General features: G+C 28.6%; 20 protein-coding genes. 7 read left to right on the top strand and 13 right to left on the bottom strand.

Annotated elements, in window-relative coordinates; translation table 11 throughout:
• Window positions 1-525: 525 nt before the first annotated feature.
• The 6 genes from ACTCCZ_RS12050 to ACTCCZ_RS12025 all read left to right on the top strand — a co-directional run bounded on the left by ACTCCZ_RS12050 (window position 526) and on the right by ACTCCZ_RS12025 (window position 6,723).
• Window positions 526-2,196 carry an acetolactate synthase large subunit gene (locus ACTCCZ_RS12050; RefSeq protein WP_079577937.1) on the top strand — a complete coding sequence of 557 codons (1,671 nt, stop codon included), beginning with the start codon at window positions 526-528 and terminating at the stop codon, window positions 2,194-2,196.
• Entirely contained in the window at window positions 2,189-3,583 is a 1,395-nt protein-coding gene (locus ACTCCZ_RS12045) for an aldehyde dehydrogenase family protein (RefSeq protein WP_079577938.1), read from the top strand. Before ACTCCZ_RS12050 ends, ACTCCZ_RS12045 begins: the two co-directional genes overlap by 8 nt.
• 115 nt (window positions 3,584-3,698) lie before the next feature.
• Entirely contained in the window at window positions 3,699-3,893 is a 195-nt protein-coding gene (locus ACTCCZ_RS12040) for a hypothetical protein (RefSeq protein ID WP_079577939.1), read from the top strand.
• A gap of 54 nt (window positions 3,894-3,947) precedes the next feature.
• A complete protein-coding gene (gene sucC / locus ACTCCZ_RS12035; protein WP_079577940.1) occupies window positions 3,948-5,114 on the top strand; it encodes an ADP-forming succinate--CoA ligase subunit beta in 1,167 nt (388 codons plus the stop codon).
• 2 nt (window positions 5,115-5,116) lie between these two features.
• On the top strand, window positions 5,117-5,989 hold the full coding sequence (sucD, locus tag ACTCCZ_RS12030; protein ID WP_079577941.1) for a succinate--CoA ligase subunit alpha: 873 nt from the start codon (window positions 5,117-5,119) through the stop codon (window positions 5,987-5,989).
• Window positions 5,986-6,723: a phytanoyl-CoA dioxygenase family protein gene (locus tag ACTCCZ_RS12025; protein WP_079577942.1), complete on the top strand. Its 738-nt coding sequence runs from the start codon at window positions 5,986-5,988 to the stop codon at window positions 6,721-6,723. The genes sucD and ACTCCZ_RS12025 overlap by 4 nt, the downstream gene beginning before the upstream one ends.
• A 13-nt stretch (window positions 6,724-6,736) precedes the next feature.
• Here the strand turns inward: ACTCCZ_RS12025 and ACTCCZ_RS12020 are convergent, their stop codons facing one another.
• The 6 genes from ACTCCZ_RS12020 to ACTCCZ_RS11995 all read right to left on the bottom strand — a co-directional run bounded on the left by ACTCCZ_RS12020 (window position 6,737) and on the right by ACTCCZ_RS11995 (window position 11,128).
• Window positions 6,737-7,102: an acyl-CoA thioesterase gene (locus tag ACTCCZ_RS12020; protein ID WP_079577943.1), complete on the bottom strand. Its 366-nt coding sequence runs from the start codon at window positions 7,100-7,102 to the stop codon at window positions 6,737-6,739.
• A gap of 68 nt (window positions 7,103-7,170) precedes the next feature.
• Window positions 7,171-7,941 carry an NUDIX domain-containing protein gene (locus tag ACTCCZ_RS12015; RefSeq protein ID WP_079577944.1) on the bottom strand — a complete coding sequence of 257 codons (771 nt, stop codon included), beginning with the start codon at window positions 7,939-7,941 and terminating at the stop codon, window positions 7,171-7,173.
• A 27-nt stretch (window positions 7,942-7,968) separates the two neighbouring features.
• Window positions 7,969-8,595 carry a MarC family protein gene (locus tag ACTCCZ_RS12010; protein WP_228145306.1) on the bottom strand — a complete coding sequence of 209 codons (627 nt, stop codon included), beginning with the start codon at window positions 8,593-8,595 and terminating at the stop codon, window positions 7,969-7,971.
• Window positions 8,596-9,561 carry an amino acid ABC transporter permease gene (locus ACTCCZ_RS12005; RefSeq protein ID WP_079577945.1) on the bottom strand — a complete coding sequence of 322 codons (966 nt, stop codon included), beginning with the start codon at window positions 9,559-9,561 and terminating at the stop codon, window positions 8,596-8,598. It abuts the gene before it with no gap.
• A 3-nt stretch (window positions 9,562-9,564) separates the two neighbouring features.
• On the bottom strand, window positions 9,565-10,380 hold the full coding sequence (locus tag ACTCCZ_RS12000; protein WP_079577946.1) for a transporter substrate-binding domain-containing protein: 816 nt from the start codon (window positions 10,378-10,380) through the stop codon (window positions 9,565-9,567).
• Window positions 10,381-10,399: 19 nt separating this feature from the next.
• Window positions 10,400-11,128: an amino acid ABC transporter ATP-binding protein gene (locus ACTCCZ_RS11995; protein ID WP_079578010.1), complete on the bottom strand. Its 729-nt coding sequence runs from the start codon at window positions 11,126-11,128 to the stop codon at window positions 10,400-10,402.
• Between the two features lie 188 nt (window positions 11,129-11,316).
• Here ACTCCZ_RS11995 and ACTCCZ_RS11990 point away from each other — a divergent pair, with 188 nt between their 5' ends.
• Window positions 11,317-12,429 (top strand): glycosyltransferase, encoded by a 1,113-nt coding sequence (locus ACTCCZ_RS11990; RefSeq protein WP_079577947.1) that lies wholly within the window; start codon window positions 11,317-11,319, stop codon window positions 12,427-12,429.
• 7 nt (window positions 12,430-12,436) lie between these two features.
• Here ACTCCZ_RS11990 and ACTCCZ_RS11985 read toward each other — a convergent pair whose 3' ends face one another.
• The 7 genes from ACTCCZ_RS11985 to recQ all read right to left on the bottom strand — a co-directional run bounded on the left by ACTCCZ_RS11985 (window position 12,437) and on the right by recQ (window position 18,891).
• The gene (locus ACTCCZ_RS11985; protein WP_228145307.1) at window positions 12,437-13,231 is read right to left on the bottom strand and encodes a class I SAM-dependent methyltransferase; all 795 of its coding nucleotides are present in this window, start codon (window positions 13,229-13,231) and stop codon (window positions 12,437-12,439) included.
• 9 nt (window positions 13,232-13,240) lie between these two features.
• Window positions 13,241-14,149: a bile acid:sodium symporter family protein gene (locus tag ACTCCZ_RS11980; RefSeq protein ID WP_079577949.1), complete on the bottom strand. Its 909-nt coding sequence runs from the start codon at window positions 14,147-14,149 to the stop codon at window positions 13,241-13,243.
• Window positions 14,150-14,220: 71 nt separating this feature from the next.
• Window positions 14,221-14,763 (bottom strand): cysteine hydrolase family protein, encoded by a 543-nt coding sequence (locus ACTCCZ_RS11975; RefSeq protein WP_079577950.1) that lies wholly within the window; start codon window positions 14,761-14,763, stop codon window positions 14,221-14,223.
• 77 nt (window positions 14,764-14,840) lie between these two features.
• Window positions 14,841-15,410, bottom strand: a complete 570-nt coding sequence (locus tag ACTCCZ_RS11970; protein ID WP_079577951.1) for a TetR/AcrR family transcriptional regulator — start codon at window positions 15,408-15,410, stop codon at window positions 14,841-14,843.
• A gap of 9 nt (window positions 15,411-15,419) precedes the next feature.
• Complete coding sequence (locus ACTCCZ_RS11965) at window positions 15,420-15,923, bottom strand: dihydrofolate reductase (RefSeq protein ID WP_079577952.1); 504 nt, start codon at window positions 15,921-15,923, stop codon at window positions 15,420-15,422.
• Window positions 15,923-16,786, bottom strand: a complete 864-nt coding sequence (gene thyA, locus ACTCCZ_RS11960; RefSeq protein ID WP_079577953.1) for a thymidylate synthase — start codon at window positions 16,784-16,786, stop codon at window positions 15,923-15,925. The genes ACTCCZ_RS11965 and thyA overlap by 1 nt, the downstream gene beginning before the upstream one ends.
• Window positions 16,783-18,891: a DNA helicase RecQ gene (gene recQ / locus ACTCCZ_RS11955; RefSeq protein ID WP_079577954.1), complete on the bottom strand. Its 2,109-nt coding sequence runs from the start codon at window positions 18,889-18,891 to the stop codon at window positions 16,783-16,785. Before recQ ends, thyA begins: the two co-directional genes overlap by 4 nt.
• Window positions 18,892-19,282 lie beyond the last annotated feature (391 nt).

Genomic DNA, 19,282 nt, shown 5'->3' with positions numbered 1-19,282 from the left:
AAAGCAGTAAAATGATTAAAAGTTAAAAAGATCTGGTTGAGAAGTTCGGTAGTCTTACAAATTCACTAGTTTATGATGGTTGAATTTGCAAGTGGCTCTTTATATAAAATAAATTTATTTTTATTATAAGTAATTAATATTATAAAAAAATTTTACTTATACTAAAGAAACAAGACTATTTAATAAAATCATAAATTATGTGAATTTAAAAAAATATGCAGATAAAAAACAATTTTATTTTCATATATTGTATAAAAAAGTAACAATCGACTTTTTTTTCTATATATAAAGAGCAAAAGAGCGATTTTACGGGCTATTGGTAACTTCAAATACATTTATTATGTTATAATAAGCAATTATTGTATATTTTTTATATAGTAATTACTACATTAATGACTAAAAAATAGTCATTTGCATTCAAATAGTATTACGAATATAAAGTATATTATAAGTTTAATTTCAATTTAAAACTTTTTGTGGGAAACTAACACAAATTAAATTTTAAATCAATAATTTGGAGATAAGATGAAAGCATCTGATTTATTTATCAAGGCTTTAGAAAACGAAGGTGTAGAATATATTTTTGGTATTCCTGGAGAAGAAAACTTAGACTTACTTGAGTCACTAAGGCAATCACCAATTAAATTAATACTAACAAGACATGAACAAGGTGCAGGTTTTATGGCGGCAACTTATGGAAGGTTGACAGGAAAAGTTGGTGTATGTTTATCAACTTTAGGCCCTGGTGCAACTAACTTTGCAACTAGTGCAGCTTATGCACAACTTGGTGGTATGCCAATGATGATGATCACTGGCCAAAAACCAATCAAGAAATCAAAACAAGGTAGATTCCAAATCATAGATATTGTTGATATGATGAGACCTATGACTAAATATGCAAAACAAGTTGTAAATGGAAATAATATCTCTTCAATGGTAAGAGATGCATTTAAAATTGCAACTGCTGAAAGACCAGGAGCTGTACATATTGAACTTCCTGAAGATATCGCAGAAGAAGAGACTACTGATACTGTATATCCAGTAAGAGAAGTAAGATATCCAAGAGCAGATAAAACTGCTATTTTAGACGCTGTTAGAATGATTGAACAAGCAAAAAGTCCTTTAATTTTAATTGGAGCAGGTGCAAATAGAAATAGAATTGGCAATGCCTTAACTGAATTAGTTAATGATACTGGTATTCCATTTTTTACTACACAAATGGGTAAAGGTGTAATTGATGATAATCATAAATTATGTTTAGGAACAGCTGCATTATCTGATGATGACTTTATACATGGAGCAATAGTTAAAGCTGATTTAATTATCAATGTAGGTCATGATGTTATTGAAAAGCCACCTTTTTTCATGCATGAAGGTCCAGAAGCAACAAAAGTTATTCACTTTAACTTTTTCCCATCAGAAGTTGATCCAACATATTTCCCTCACTTAGATGTAATTGGTGATATTGCTGGAAGTATTGAGTACTTAAATAGAGCTTTATCTCCACAAGCACATTGGGATTTTGACTTTTATAAATTAATAATAAAAACAATAAACAAAAGATTAACTAAATATTTTGGTGATATGAGATTCCCAATATTACCACAAAGAGCTGTTAAAACAATCAGAGATATTTTAGATCCTGAAGATATAGTAACATTAGATAATGGTGTTTATAAAATATGGTTTGCTAGAAACTATAAATGTGCTAGACCTAATACTCTATTATTGGATAATGCACTTGCAACTATGGGTGCAGGTCTTCCATCAGCAATGGCAGCTAAAATGGTAAACCCAGATAAAAAAGTTGTTGCAGTTTGTGGTGATGGTGGATTTATGATGAACTCTCAAGAAATTGAGACAGCTGTAAGATTAGGATTAGATTTAACTGTTATAATATTAAACGATAATGCATATGGAATGATTAAGTGGAAACAAACAGGTATGGGATTTGACACTTATGGTTTAGATTACAACAATCCAGACTTTGTAAAATATGCAGATGCTTATGGTGCAATAGGTCATAGACCTCAATCTTGTGAAGAGTTTACAGAAACTTTAGATAAATGTGTTAATTCTAAAGGTGTTCATATAATCGACTTAGCTGTTGATTACTCTTTAAATCACGCAATTTTAAATGACCTTGTAAAAAATGCAGAAACATTACTAGAAGAAGAAGGAGTAGATAATGAGTAAAACAATAGAAGTTACATCACCATTTGATGGTAAAGTAGTTGGAGAAGTTCCATTTAGTACAACACAAGAAGTGCAAGCAGCTATTGATTTAGCAGAAAAAACTTTTTTAGACCACAAAAATGCTTTACCAAAATTTAAAAGAATTGAAATTTTAGAAAATGTAATGAAAATTATGTCTTCACAAGTAGAAGAGTTAACAAAACTTTGTGCTAGTGAGGGTGGTAAACCTTACATGGATTCTAAAGTTGAAGTAAATAGAGCAATTAATGGTGTACAACTTGCTATTGAACACTTAGGTGCTTTTGAAGGTAAAGAAATAGCTATGGGTCATACTGCATCTAGTGCAAATAGAATGGCTTATACATTTAAAGAACCAATTGGGGTAGTTGCTGCAATTTCAGCTTTTAATCACCCTTTTAACTTAGCAGTACACCAAGTAATTCCTGCAATTGCTGTTGGTTGTCCTGTAATTATTAAACCAGCAACTCAAACTCCAATGAGTGCTATTAAATTAGTAGAAATTTTAGAAGAAGCTGGACTTCCTAAAGGTTGGGCACAAGCTGTAGTTTGTGGAAGAGATGCTGGTGAATTACTTGCAACATCTCCTAAAGTTGACTTCTTAACATTTATTGGTTCAGGTGCTGTTGGTTGGTACTTGAACTCAAAAGTATCAAATGGAACAAGAGTTGCGCTAGAACATGGTGGTGTTGCACCTGTAATTGTTGAGCCAGATGCAGATATTGATGCAATGATTCCTGATTTAGGAAAAGGTGGTTTTTATCATGCTGGACAAGTTTGTGTATCAGTTCAAAGAGTTTATGTTCATGAATCAATTTGTGATGAAGTAGCTACTAAACTAACAAACTATGCTTCAAACTTAGTTGTTGGAGATCAAATGGATCCAAAAACAGAAGTTGGTCCACTAATTAATAATAATGAAGTAGATAGAGTTGAAGAGTGGGTTAACGAAGCAGTACAAAAAGGTGGAAAAATTTTAACTGGTGGAAAAAGAATTTCAGCTTCTTGCTATGAACCAACAGTTATTTTAAATCCAGCTGATGATGCACTTGTTTCTACAAAAGAAGTATTTGGACCTGTTGTAATCATTTACTCTTATTCAGATATTGATGAAGCAATCAATAGAGCTAATGGGCTTGAAGTATCTTTCCAAGCTGCTGTATTTACTAAAAATATTGACACAGCTTTAAATGCTGTTAAAAGATTAAATGGTACTGCTGTAATGGTAAATGACCATACTGCATTTAGAGTTGATTGGATGCCATTTGGTGGAGCAAAAGCCTCAGGACTTGGTCTTGGAGGAATTCACCACTCTATGGAAGAGATGTCAAACGAAAAAATGATGGTTATTAAATCACCAGTATTATAATTTAAAAGACACAAAGTACTCCTTTGTGTCTTTTTATCTACTAAACAAATTATCTGTCTTGCTTTAGATACTTCATCTAGATAGTTATTAATCTTTTTTTTGTTATTATTAGCAAATGAAAGAGAAAAATCTAAAGTTATATCACGAATATACACACTATAAAAATCTTATGACATACATACCAATAAATTATTGCAAAATTCAAAAAGATGATATTTGGATTGATGCTGTAATTTATGAAGCTGATGATAAAAGTTTGTATGTAAGAAGTATACAAGAGTTTATAGAAAAATTTAATTTAAAGAAATAGCTTTACTTAAAAGTATGTGATTTATATACTTTAAAATTATGGAGTAAAATAATAATGAATTTACATGAATATCAAGCAAAAAATCTATTCAAAAAATATGGTATCCCTACAACAAAAGGAAAGCTACTTACTCACTCTTCACAACTAGATGATATATTAGATACATTAGGTGAAGAAAATTTAGTAATTAAAGCACAAGTTCATGCAGGGGGAAGAGGAAAAGCTGGTGGAGTTGTTTTAACAAAAAATAAAAAAGAAGCAAAAGAAGTGACAAATAGACTACTTGGAAGTAGATTAGTAACTTATCAAACATCAAAAGAGGGTCAACCTGTAAACTCACTATATATTGAAAAACCTTGTGAATTTGACAAGCAACTATATTTAGCTTTTCTTGTTGATAGAAGTAGCCAAAGAATAACTATTATGACATCAAGTGAGGGTGGAGTAGAGATAGAAGAAGTAGCAAAAAATGACCCTAAAAAAATCAAAAAAAATAAAATAAATCCAGTTGTTGGAATCATGCCTTATCAATGTAGAGAGATTGCATTTGATTTAGGATTAGATGACCATCAAGTAAAACAAATGATTCCTTTACTGCAAAATATGTATAAAATGTTTTTGGAAAATGACTTATCATTAATTGAAGTAAATCCATTAGTTATTACAAAACAAGGAGATTTAGTATGTTTAGATGGGAAAATCCAAGTTGATAACTCTGCACTATTTAGACATAAAAAACTAAATGAAATTAGAGATGAAACACAAGAAGATGCAAGGGAATTACAAGCTGAGAAAATGCAGTTAAATTATGTTTCACTAGATGGAAATATTGGTTGTATGGTAAATGGAGCAGGACTTGCTATGGCAACAATGGATTTGATTAAAACATATGGAGGTGAGCCTGCGAACTTCTTAGATGTTGGTGGAAGTACAAACGAACAAAGAGTTATTGAAGCTTTTAGAATTATTTTGTCAGATAAAAAAGTAAATGGAATACTTATAAATATTTTTGGTGGAATTGTAAGATGTGATGTAATAGCAAATGGAATAATTGCAGCAGTTGAAAAAATGAATATGAATATTCCATTAGTAGTTAGACTTGAGGGAACAAATGCAAAAGAAGGCTTAGAACTAATTAGAAATTCTGGATTAAATATAAAAGAAGAGCAAGATTTAGATAAAGCAACTAAAAAAATAATAGAATTAACAAAAGGGAATTAATAATGTCTATCTTACTTGATAAAAATACAAAAATAATGTGTCAAGGTATGACTGGAACACAAGGTACATTTCATACTCAAAAAGCACTTGAATATGGTACAAATATGGTTTGTGGTGTTGTTCCTAAAAAAAGAGGTTTAACACACCTTGGACTTCCTATGTATAATAGTGTTAGATGTGGGATTGATTTAACAGGAGCTAATGCAAGTATTATTTATGTTCCTGCTCCATTTTGTAAAGATTCAATTATTGAAGCAGCTGAAAATGGAATCGAACTAATTGTTTGTATAACAGAGGGTGTTCCTGTAAAAGATATGCTTGAAGCAAAAGCAGCAGTTGATGCAAATGGTGCAAGATTAATTGGTCCAAATTGTCCAGGTGTTATTACTCCTGGAATTGGGAAAATGGGAATTATGCCAGCTCAAATTCATAAAGTTGGAAATGTAGGAATTGTATCAAGATCAGGTACACTAACTTATGAAGCAGTAAATCAATCAACACTTGCAGGACTTGGGCAAAGTACTTGTGTAGGTATTGGAGGCGATCCAATTCCAGGGAGTGATTTTATTGATATGCTTAAACTTTTCCAAGAAGATGAGCAAACAAAATCAATAGTAATGATTGGTGAAATTGGTGGAACAAAAGAAGAACAAGCAGCTGAATATATAAAAAAACATATTACTAAACCTATTGTTTCTTATATAGCTGGTGTTACTGCACCAAAAGGAAAAAGAATGGGTCATGCAGGAGCAATTATTGATGGGGGAAGTGGAAAAGCCCAAGATAAGTACAAAGCTTTAGAAGCAGCAGGTGTTACAACCGTAAAAACAATTACACATATAAAAGATGCACTATTAGAAGTAAATAAAAAATGAAACTAACAAATGAACAAATAGAAGAGTTTAATGAAAATGGTTTTTTACTAATTAGAAATTTTGCAAGTGAAGAACTTTGTAATAAAATCTTAGAAAAAGCAAATTATCATTTGGATAATAAAATCCAGCCAATTGAAAGTGAACAAGAGTATTTAAAAATTGATGAAGAAAATATTACTGTTAGAAGATTAAGACAAGTTTATGATAGAGAAGATGTTTTTAAAGAGTGGATGACAAATGCTAAAATAAGACCTATTTTAAAACAACTTTTAAATGATACTCCTGTTTTAACCCTCGCACATCATAATTCAATTATGACAAAAATGCCAAAAGATAGTTCAAGAACAACTTGGCATCAAGATAGAAGGTATTGGAACTTTGAGAATGATGACTTAATTAGTATTTGGCTAAGTTTAGATAATGAGTATTTAGACAATGGCTTATTAGAGTTTATTCCAAAATCTCATAAATTAAATTTAAAAAAAGAACAATTTGATGAAAGAATAAATTTCAAAGATGATATAAAAGAGAATAAAGAGCTAATTAATAATGCTGTTCATTACAATCTAAATAAAGGGGATATTGTTTTATTTCATTGTAAAACATTACATCATGCACATAAAAATAATACACAAAAACCTAAAATATCATTTGTATATACAGTAAAAGCAAAATCAAATAATTTTATTAAAAATACTAGAAGTGACTTTAAAGAAGTAGTTTTAGAAGATTAAAGAGACTTTCTCTTTAATCAGGTTCAGGAAGACCATGTGGTGTTGGTTGTTTATTATAATCAAGCGCAACCATAACAACCTCTTCAACATTTACAATAACCTTGTCTGTAGTTTTATTTCTAAGCTCACATCGTACTGTAATTGAAGTTCTACCTGTTTTTACAAGTTCTGTTCCAATAACTAAGATATCACCAATATTTGCTGGGTTTTTAAATCTAACCTCACTCATTTTTACTAAAGCAAGTCTTGTAGTTCCAAGTTTATTAGCTGCAAAAATGATAACCTCTTCATCAATCCATGCTAATGCTTGTCCTCCAAATAAAATTCCCGCTGCATTTAAATGAGGATACATAACTAATCTTTGTGTTCCATATTCCATATTTATTTAACCTCTTTTTTTATTGCGTATTTATATCAATTATATAGTAAATAATAGATAAAAATGAACTATTTTTTTGGAAAAAACAGTTCATAATCTTTTGGTATATTTTTAAAACTCTCTAAGTTTTTACTTATAAAGCCATTTTTATTTAAAGCTGCATTTATAATAACTTTATTATATTCTAAAACATTTTCATCACATAAATACTCATATACATTTATCCACTTTGCATCTTCAATTTCATCAGTATCATTAATATTTATATTATATGAAAGTGCTTTGGCAGAACATAAAATATATAAATTAGATTGTTCAAATTGATGGGGATAAAAATGTCCTAAACTAATAATTGATTCAAATTCAACTTTTATACCTGTTTCTTCATATGTTTCCCTTGCCACAGCACTTGAAATTAGTTCACCATTATCTATGTGACCACCAGGAAGTTTATAGCCTATTTTTGATATTTTTTCTTTTATTACTAGAAGCTCTTCATTTTCATTTATGACAACAACTCCCACACCTAAAGTATGATTTACAGCAGTTGGTATTATGGCATCTTTTACTAATTGTTTTACCATAAATACATAATCATGTTCACATGTGTGAAACTCAAATCCATGTTTTACTGCAATTGGTATAAAACTACTTTTTGTTATATCAATAGTTATCCATATAAGTCTTCTTTGTTTTTTTAAACAGTAATTTATTAAATGTAGTAGATTTTTTTCAAACCCCATATTACTATTTGGCATTGTATTTTTTTCTACTGTAATTCCATTATATGGATCTAAAACAATATCGAAGCAGCCAATAGTTTCAATATAATCACTCATAAATAAACCTTTTAAAGTGAAATTAAATCAATTTAAGTAACTTTTAGCCAAAGTAACAACACCACTAATTATAAACTGTATTGCTAAAGCTCCTACAATTAAACCCATAAGTTTTGTAATAACATTTTGTCCAGTTTGACCAAGATATCTTTTAATATGAATAGAGTTTTTAAAGATAAAATAGAAAATAATAGCATTTAAACAATAAGCAACACTAATAGAAGCTAAATCTATAAAACCATCTGCTTCATGTTTAAAAATAATAATTGTAGAAAATAGTCCCGTTCCAAAGACAATAGGTATCGCAATTGGAATAATCGCTAACTCTTCATTTAATTTATCTTCATCATTTGATTTTACTTTTATATTTCCACTTATCATAGAAAGTGCCATAAGCAAAAGTACTAATCCACCCATTACTTTCAATGAATTAATATCTAAACCAAATACTTTTAATACAAACTCACCAGCAATAATAACAACAAAAAAAGAGATAATTATTGTATATGTAGTTTTATAAGCTACTTTGTTAATCTCTGTTTTTGTTATATTTGGACTTAATATTGATAAAGCAACAGCGCTAATTCCAATAGGATCCATAATAGCAAAAAATGTAATTACTTCTTGCAGAAAATTAGCTAAGTAATCTTCCACTTATGCCATCCCACCTTTTGCATTATATTTCTTTTCTAATAAATATCCTAGATAACTTAGTGAAAATGTTATACTTAAATAAACTAAAGCAATAACAATCCATGTTTCAAAAGGAGAAAATGTGTTTGAAACAATTTCTCGTCCAACTTTTGTTAAATCTGTAATTGCAATAACAGAAACTAATGAAGAGTCTTTTACAAGTGCAATCATCTCTCCAACTAATGTAGGAAGTACTCTTTTTAAAGCTTGAGGGAAAATTATATGTTTCATTGCTTGAAAATGTGATATTCCAAGAGAATTGGCAGCTTCTAACTGTCCTTTATCAATTGATTGAATTGCTCCTCTTAAAATCTCTGCCATATAAGCACCAAAGAAAATCCCAAGAGATAAAACCCCCGCAACAAATCTATCTAATTCGAAAATATTTGCAATTATAAAATAAAACAAAAATATTTGAACAAGTAGTGGAGTACCTCTTACTAAGGTAATATAAACTGTTGCAATATCCTTTAAAAACACATAAGAAGATAACTTCATTAAAGCAGTAATTATACCTACAAAAAAAGTCAATATTGCAGCAAAAAATGAAATTTTTAATGTTGTCCAAAGACCAATAAGTACTGGACCTGGTTTTGTAACAGTTTTAGAAGCCACATAATCAAACTCATAAATTTCTGAGCCTACTTCATACTCTAAAATATAACTACTATCAATATTTAAAAAAGTTTTTCCATCATCATTTTTTAAGAAGTATTTTCCCTCTTCTTCCATCAATACACCACCTGTTGGTGCAGTAACATTTACAGTTTTTTCATAGACGAAATATTTTGGGATAGAAGTCCACTTCCACTCATAATTCATATTTGAAGCAGCCGAATATAAAAAATATCCAACTGCTAGATAAAAGGCAAAAGCAATAATGTGCCCTAACGTTTTATTTTGTGCTAATGATTGTTTCTTACTCATTATTTACTGAACTCTTTTTAGCCAATTTGTATCAACTAACCACTTTTCATATAATTTTTGGTGAAAATCTACTAACTTGTCTTCTTTAATCTGTCTCATGAAATTATTTAACCAATTTAAAAAATCAGGATCTCCCTTTCTAATTGCAAAACCAAGAGGTTCAAATGTCAAAGGTTTATCAAGATGAACTACTCTTCCTTTTCCTTTATCAGACATAAATAAAATATTATAAGGTTGGTCATAAATAAATGCATCTGCTTTTCCATTTAACACTTCTGATATTCCATCTGCTTCTGTTTCAAATGTAATAATTTTAGCATTTTTGAAAAATTTTCTAGCAACAATCTCACCTGTTACACCTGTTCTTGTCGAGATAACAAAATCTTTTTTATCTAAATCTTTATACGATTTGATTTTTCCTTCATGCTCTTTTTTCATAAGAATAGTTTGACCTATAATTACATATGGAGTTGCAAAGTTAACTTTTAAATTTCTTTTTTGAGTAATAGTCATACCTGAAATAATAATATCAAATTTATCAGATAGTAAACCACCTATAATCCCATCAAATGATGTAGGAACAAGCTTTAATTCTACACCCATATCTCTAGCCATCTTTCTTGCCATATCTACATCATAGCCTATGATTCTTCCTCTTTTATCTTTCATCTCAAAAGGCATATATCCAGGATCAAGCCCTACTCTTAACTCTCCTCTTTGTAAAATTTTATTTAAAGTAGAGTTTTTCCATACATTAATATCACCTGCAAATAAAGATGCATTTAATATTAACATTAAAACTAATAAAAGTTTTTTCATTCATTTTCTCCTTATAATATTAGTGACTTAAAATTTCGTTTAAGAATTTTTTAGCTCTTTGGCTTTTTGGATTTTCAAAAAATTCAATAGGAGAACTTTCTTCTACAATTGCACCATGATCCATAAATACAATTCTATCTCCTACTTCTTTAGCAAATCCCATTTCATGAGTAACACAAACTAAGGTATAATTCTCTTTTGCTAAATCTTTCATAACAGATAATACATCTCCAATAGTTTCTGGATCAAGAGCAGATGTAGGCTCATCAAAAAGTATTACTTTTGGCTTCATTGCTAAACTTCGTGCAATCGCGACTCTTTGCTTTTGTCCACCACTTAAATCAGCTGGATATGCATTTGCTTTATCTTCTAGCTTTACTTTTTTTAAAAGTTCAATTGCTATTTCATGCGCATCTTTTTTTGAAATATTTTTAACTAAGGTTGGAGCTATTGTAATATTTTCTAAAATTGTCAAATGTGGGAAAAGATTAAAATGTTGGAATACCATTCCTACTTCACTTCTTATAGCTTTTAAATTTTTTTTACTATTATGAATATGTAAATCATCAACTATAATTTCACCATCATCAACTTCTTCAAGGCCATTAATACATCGAATAAGTGTAGATTTACCAGAACCACTAGGTCCACAAACAACTACGATTTCACCTTGCTTTACTGAAAAATCTATATCTTTTAGTACATGAAAATCATCAAAATATTTATTGATTTTATTCATTTTTATTATTTCATTATTATCCATTAGCTCTCTTTTTTGAAAAATAGAAGCTATTATTTTACTGTATAGTCATTTAAAGGCAAATTAATGGATAATTTTTATATGACTAAAAAGATTATTTATGATTTTTTTAAATGCTTCTTTAATGCAACTATTTAATTATATAATGATTACTTAATTAAAAAAAAGGAAGTCTTATGAAAAAGTTTCTATATATAACAGATCAAGACGAATATACTGATCATAGTTTTATTGGTGCCTTTTTTGAAAAATATCTAGGTAAATATTTTGATACAAATATTCTTTACTTTTCTGAATTTAAATCAGATTTTGAAAGAAAAGATGAACAAAGATTTATACTGCCATTGAAATTAAAAAAAGAATTACTAGATGAGTTATCAAAAAATGGTATAGATATAAACTCATATGATTATATTGTAGTAAGAAATGATTTTGATACTTTAAAACACATATTAAAAAGAAAAATCAAACACAATTATAAAGTTGGATTTAGATTATCTTTTTCAAAAAGAATTGTAAAACTACAAGAAGATGAAGTTAATAATAAAAAAAGTATTTTTGATGTTATAGGAAATAGTATAAAAACAATAAGTGAAACAAATCTTATAAATGAGTGTGATATTTTTATCCCTACTTCTGAACATATAAAAAAAGAGTTTTTCCCAAACATAAAAATAAAAACTTTTTCAATTCCCCCGGCAATTGACCCAGAAATTTTATATGAAAATATTCAGCATGTAGAGGATTTTAAAAGATTTTTTTATGCAGGAACATTAGATAAACTTAGAGATTTTGAAACAATACTAAAAGCATTTAGTCAAATAAATAGCAATCAATTTAGACTCTCAATCTCTACAAAAGATCCAGAATATGCAAAGAAAATGCTTTCAAATTTTCCTAATTTAAAAAATTGCGTAGAAGTTTATAATGCAAGAACAAAAAGTGAACTTTTACAACTAATTGCAAAAGCAGATGTAGGATTATCCATCTTACCTGATATTGCACTATTTAATAGTTCAACACCTGTTAAAATTCTTGATTATTATTCTAGTGGTATTCCTTGTATTATGACAAATAGTACAAATAATCAAGAGCTATTTAAAAGTGATATTGAAGCTTGGTTTTGCAAATTTGATGAAAATTCAATAAAAGAAAAACTTGAAGAGATTATTAGTTTATCTAAAGAAGAAGTAGCACAAATAGGAATAAATGGACAAAAAAGATTACTTGAAGTAAGAAATCATGAGAAGATATCTAAAAATTTTGCTTTAGAATTAGATTTATTATAAGAAGGATTTAATCCTTCTTATCCCATGAAATAAGTGCCCATTGCACATAATCTTGTTCTTGTTTTTTTCTTAAATCCAAAGAGTCATAATAGTGTTCTAAACGTTTTATCTCTTCATCGTTTAAAGAGCCTAAACTCCAAGAAATAGAGTCAACAAACTTTTGTTTTGATTTATAAATAGTATTTCTTCCCTCACTATCAATAAAATTAACTTCTGCTTTAATTCCTAGTGAATATAAAATATTTACCACATAAATATAATCAGGCTTTTTTATGATATCTTTGTTTAGTACATCCAAAATTTCATCACTTACAAAAGAGCCACCTTTTTTATATGAAATAATAACTTTTTTATTTGCTTTGTCATTTAATTTTATCAAAGCCTCTTTCATATCTTTTACTTCCATTGATCTTGAAGCAATAACTAAATCTGCATTTGGAACATCACTCCAATCATCATACCAAGACTTATTGATTGTTTTAATATTTGTTATATCACTTTTTTTTGCATTTTCATTTAATAGTTCTAACATCTTTGTTGAATAGTCTAAACTATAAACTTTTTTTAATTTTGGTGCTAATTTTAAAGATAGATTTCCAACTCCACAACCAACATCTAATAGTGACTCAATCTCTTGTAAATCCAATCTTTGAATAAACTGTTCATTATATACTGATTTGTGAACTCTTTGATTCATAGAACTAGCTTTTTCATCCCAAGCCTCTTTTGCTTTTGGTTTAAAAGTTGTAAGCTCTTTTTGTTTTTTATAAAGTTCGTTAAAATCTATATCTTCATACTTCACGATAAATCCTTATTGTGCTTTTTTTGACCAATATCCTGCAATAATTGAACCTGAGATATTGTGCCATATACTAAAAATAGCTCCTGGCAAAGCACTTAATGGTGTAAAATACTTTGTAGCAAGAGCAACTGCTAAACCTGAGTTTTGCATACCAACTTCAATTGCGACTGTTTTACATACTTTATGATCATATCCTAAAAGCTTTGAGATATAGTATCCTCCAAAAAGTCCAATAAAATTATGTAATATTACTCCAATAAACATAGAAATTGCAATACTACTTATTCTTTCTTGATTTAAACCAATTACAATTGCAATTATAAAAATAATAGAAATTATTGATAAAAAAGCAAACAACTCCTCTCTTTTTGCAATATATTTATGAAAAAAGTGATTTATTACAAGACCTAAAAGTACAGGTAAAAGAACTATTTTCATAGTACTTAAAAGCATACTTAAAACTGGTACAGGTACAGTTTGCCCCACATAAAGTAGTGTTAAATATGGAGTTATTATAATTGATAAAAGTGTTGAAACTACTGTCATTGTTATAGATAAAGCAACATCAGCTTTTGCTAAAAAAGCAATAACATTTGAAGCTGTTCCACCTGAAACAGCACCAACTAAAATCATTCCTACTAATAACTCTGTAGAAAAATTTAAAAATTTAGAAATAACAAAAGCAGCCAAAGGCATAAGTAAAAACTGTAAAAGTATAGTAATTGCAACTATTTTTGGTTTTGTTAAAACTCTTTTAAAGTCCTCAACTTTTAAAGTAATACCCATACAAAACATAATAAAAACTAAAAGTGGAATAATCCAACTTTTAAAACCAACCACAGCCTCAGGCTGAAAATACGCAAAAATTGATACTAAAATTGCCCATAAAGGGAATAACATTGAGATTTTTTTAATCATTATCTATCCAAATTTTTTCCATATTTTACAAAAAAAGGTTTAAACTTTCTTGTATAATCTTGCTTTTATACTTATTTTATATACTCTTTTACACTAATCACTTCTGAAAAAACAGTTTTTAATGCTGCCATATAAGAGTTATGAACTGTTTTTGCAGGAATTTTCTCACCTAAAAACTCTAAATCTTTTGTAGCACAAGCATCACTTAAGACTGTACATTTATAAGCTAAATCAAAAGCTGCTCTTGTTGTAGAATCAATACACATGTGACTCATCATACCACAAATAACTAACTCTTTTATATCTTTTTTTTCAAGTTCTTCTTTTAGTTTAGTTTTTAAAAAACTATTTGGAAAGTTTTTCTTTATTACAATTTCACTTGATAAAGGAGCTACATTTTCATGTATGTTTACACCTTTTGTATCACAAACAAAGAAAGTTGCATCTTTTTTTGTATTTATATGTTGAATATGAAAAACTGGTAATTTATTTTTTCTAAAATATGTTAAAACTTCTTTTGCTTTTAAACTAGCTTCATTAGAGTTCACTAATGGATTTTTTCCTTTTTCAAAATAGTCATTTTGAATATCTATAATTAATAATGCTTTATTCATAAATTTTCCTTTCTTTGACTAAATAGTCAACTGAAAGTATAGCAAAGTCTTGACTGATTAGTCAAGACTTTTAAAATTTATTTTTTAAGTGTGTTTAAAAATAGTTCTAGTTGAGAAATACATGTTGTAAAACAACTTGCATCTTGAGACTTCTTTGCAGTGCCTATACACCCTTCAATTGAAGCTACTATATACATAGAGAGTGCTTTTGTGTCATTGTGAGAGATTTCATTTTTTGCTATTGCTTTATCTAATACTTTTTCAAAAATATTTTCAAATTTTTTATAAACAATCTCTAAAGCTACTTTAAAATCCTTGTCAATAGGAGATAATTCTTGCATAAGATTATTTAGTTTACATCCAGATGTAAAATCAAAATTATCTCTTTTTTTTATCATCTGCATCATCTCATCACAGATATTCTCTTCATACTCTAATAATACACCATATTTATCTTCAATATAAGCATTTACTTTTTCATTTATAACTGCAAGAGCTAACTCTTTTTTAGACTTAAAGAAGTGATACATACTTCCTTTGTTCATATTTGCTTTTTTTAAAATCTTATCAACAGAAGTTGCAGAGTAGCCATGATGATATATCTCATCAAAGGCTACTGTTAGAAGTTTTTCTCTTGTGTTATTCATACTAAATTCTTAATCTTTTTTTGTATAGACTTTAAAACTCCAAGCTGGGCTTTTAATTCTATCTTCTTCTAAAATAGCTTCATAATCTTTTTGCTCAATTAAATCCCAAGAAGAGAAATCAATCTCTTTAAGATAAGCATCTGCTTTACCTTCAAAGTCAACCTCGCTTAAATACATTTTATCAACATAAGGAAATAGTGTTTCATAGATATTTGCTCCACCTATTATAAAAAGTTCTTCTTCGCCATTTGCTCTTGCAAAATCAAAAGCATCTTGAACTTCACTAAAAGTATGTACACCCTCATGGCTAAAGCCAGTTTTACTTAATACTAATGAAGTTCTATTTGGAAGAGGTTTTCCAATACTTTCAAAAGTTTTTCTTCCCATTAAAAGATGATGTTCTGAAGTAATATTTTTAAAGTTTTTAAAATCCTCTGAGATATGCCAAAGCATTTTATTGTCTAAACCAATCTCCCAATTTTTACCATATGCAACTATCATTGAAATTTTCATTATACTGCCATCTCCCCTTTAATTGCTTCATGACACTTGTAATTTACAAGTTCAAAATCACTCATTTTAAAATCATTTATATTTTTTATTTCTTTATTTATTTTCATTTCTGGTTTTTCATATGGTGTTCTTGTAAGTTGTAGTTTTACTTGCTCCATATGATTTGAATAAATATGTGCATCCCCAAAAGTATGTACAAAATCCCCTACTTCAAGTTCACATACCTGAGCTATCATCATAGTTAAAAGTGCATATGAAGCGATATTAAAAGGAACACCTAAAAATACATCTGCACTTCTTTGATATAACTGACAAGATAGTTTATTATTAGCTACATAAAACTGAAAAAAAGTATGACAAGGTGGTAGTGCCATATTCTCAATTTCTGCTGCATTCCATGCATTTAAAATGATTCTTCTACTATCTGGGTTTGTTTTGATTTGATTAATTACATCTGCTAATTGGTCAACTTTTTTACCATTTGCACCTTCCCAACTTCTCCATTGACTTCCATAAACTGGACCTAACTCTTTTATGGTATCAGTATTTATATAACCTAAATCTTTACCTTGTTTATTGGCATTTGCAGTCCATACTGTTTTTTTATCTATTAGATTTTCTCTTTTGTCATCAAAATGAATTTCTGCAAGTCTTCTTTCATCTGTACTTCCTTCAATAAACCATAAAAGCTCACTAATAATTGCTTTTAAATGTGTCTTTTTCGTAGTTACTAAAGGAAAACCTTCACTTAAATCAAATCTCATTTGATATCCAAAAACAGAAGTTGTACCAGTGCCTGTTCTATCTTCTTTTTTTATTCCCTTATCTAAGATATGTTGTAATAAATCTAAATATTGTTTCAATTATCTTCCTTATTTAAGTATTCATACAAATACAAGTATTTTCTTAATTCTTTTAAACTTTCATACTCTAATCCAGTTTGAATCCATCGTTGAATTTCACTTGGAATAGTTAAAGGTTCTAAAAGTTGTGCTTTTTTCTCTTTTGATATTTTACCATGTTCAAATAAAAGTGAGATATGAGAAAGAATAGAAGTTATTGCTAAATCTCTAATTTGTGATATTTCTTCTACTGTTTTTTCATCTTGTATTAATTCAAAAGTTTCTAAATAGGTTTTTGTAAGTTTTTTTAAAGGGATTTTATCTTCTAACTTTTCACCAAACTCTTTTTTTATACTTTTACATAAGCTTAAAAAACTCTTGCCATATTTTTCATATTTTACAAGACCAACGCCATTTATATCAAGCATATCTTCTTTTGTAAGAGGTAGTTTTGAAGCTAACTCTTTTAAAGTTTTATCTCCAAATATAACATAAGCTGGTACTTCATGCTCTTGTGCTAACTCTCTTCTTAAGCTTTTAAACTTTTCATATAACTTTTCATCAAAACTTAACTGTGTATTCTCTTCTTCAAATTTTTGAGCAATACCTAACTTATCACTATCTATTAGAAGTTTTTCTTTGCCTTTAAGGATTTGCATTCCTAAACCACTTATTTTTAAGACTCTAAATTCACCTAAGTTAACTGCTTTTATATCTATTAGTTTATCAGCAATTGCTATCCATTCATTTTTACTTTTATCACTTCCCAAGCCATAAACATTTAGTCTGTCATGTCCAAACTCAAGAAGTTTTTGATTTTTTGAGCCTCTTAAAATATCAATAATATGATTTGTTCCAAAACGCTGTTCGCTTCTATAAACAGCACTTAAAAACTTTTGTGCATCAACACTTACATCAACTTGTTCAATCTCACCTTTTGTACAGTTATCACACAAAGTCTTACAATCATCAATCTCATCTTCAAAATAAGAAGCAATAATCTTATGACGACAATTATTTGATACACAATATCTATACATAGCTTCAAGTTTATCAAGTCCAGTTTGTTTATAGCCTGTATCAATTGCATCTTCTATTTGTATTTTTCTTTTTACCTCATCAGCTTTTGAATAGAGTAAATAAACATAAGACATATCACCATCACGACCTGCACGACCTATTTCTTGATAATAGTTCTCTAAGGTTTTAGGTAAACTTGTATGTATTACAAATCTAATATTTGACTTATCAATACCCATACCAAAAGCAATAGTAGCTACTACAATATCAATCTTTTCATATACAAAATCATCATAAACCTCATCTTTGATACTTGGGTTTAATCCTGCATGATATGCCTTTGAAGAGTAGCCATTTTCACACAAAAACTGCGCTGTTGATTCTGCTTCTTTTCTTGTAAAAGTATAAATGATTCCACATAAGCCTTTGTGAGTTTTAAGAAAATTTAGTATTTGCTTTCTACCATTTGTAATTCGTGATTCTACTTTTATATCAAGATTGTTTCTATGTGTTTTAGCACGAAAATGTTTAGCATCATTGAGTTTTAAACTTGAAGCAATATCAGCTTCTACTTTTTTAGTTGCAGTTGCAGTAAATGCAGCAATACAAGTATCTGGGAAAAATCTTTTTAGCTTATCAAGATTTCTATACTCTGCTCTAAACTCATGTCCCCAAGCACTTACACAATGGGCTTCATCTATAACAAAATAGTTAATATTGATTCGCTGTAATACTCCTACAAACTCATTTGAGGTAAATCTTTCAGGTGCTACATAGATAAATTTTAGTTTACCTTCAAAAAGCTTTTGCATTGTAAAACTATTTTCATCATTTGTCTGAGAAGAGCTTATCATCTCTGCTTTTATATTTAAATCATTTAGTGCTTTTACCTGATCTTGCATAAGTGCAATAAGAGGAGAGATTACTACTGTTACACCATCCATAAGCAAAGTTGGCAATTGATAACAAAGTGACTTACCGCCACCAGTTGGCAAGATAGTTAAAACATCTTTTTTTTGGATGATACTATCTACAACCTCTTCTTGGAAACTTCTAAAGTGTTCATGACCAAATATATCTTTTAGTATTTTGTGTTTATTATTCATTTAAAGATTTTATCATAGCTTGGGTTATGGGTGTATGAAAGATTTGATAATAAAGAAGATGATAAGAAATTTCAACTTTTAAATAATATTCTTGTAATATATTTGAAAAATTATATTTAAAGAGTTATGATGGAATTAGTTTATTTTTTTATAAATTAATATTTTAATCACCTTTTAGGAAATAATCTTGATTACAAAACTCAAAGTCTTTTTTTATAATTTCAATGGGATAGGGTTTATTTTGTTTTAGTTCTAGTGATTTATTTAACGTATGTTCTAAATATGTTTGATTAGTTCAATATTCTTCTAAAAAACTTTTTAAAATATATTCTACATATTTTGCAATTATAGACCTTTTCCTTTTAATATTTTTTGATTTGTAATATAAACC

The sequence above is a fragment of the Malaciobacter sp. genome, from assembly GCF_055140965.1.
This window is presented reverse-complemented; position numbering and strand designations above follow the sequence as displayed.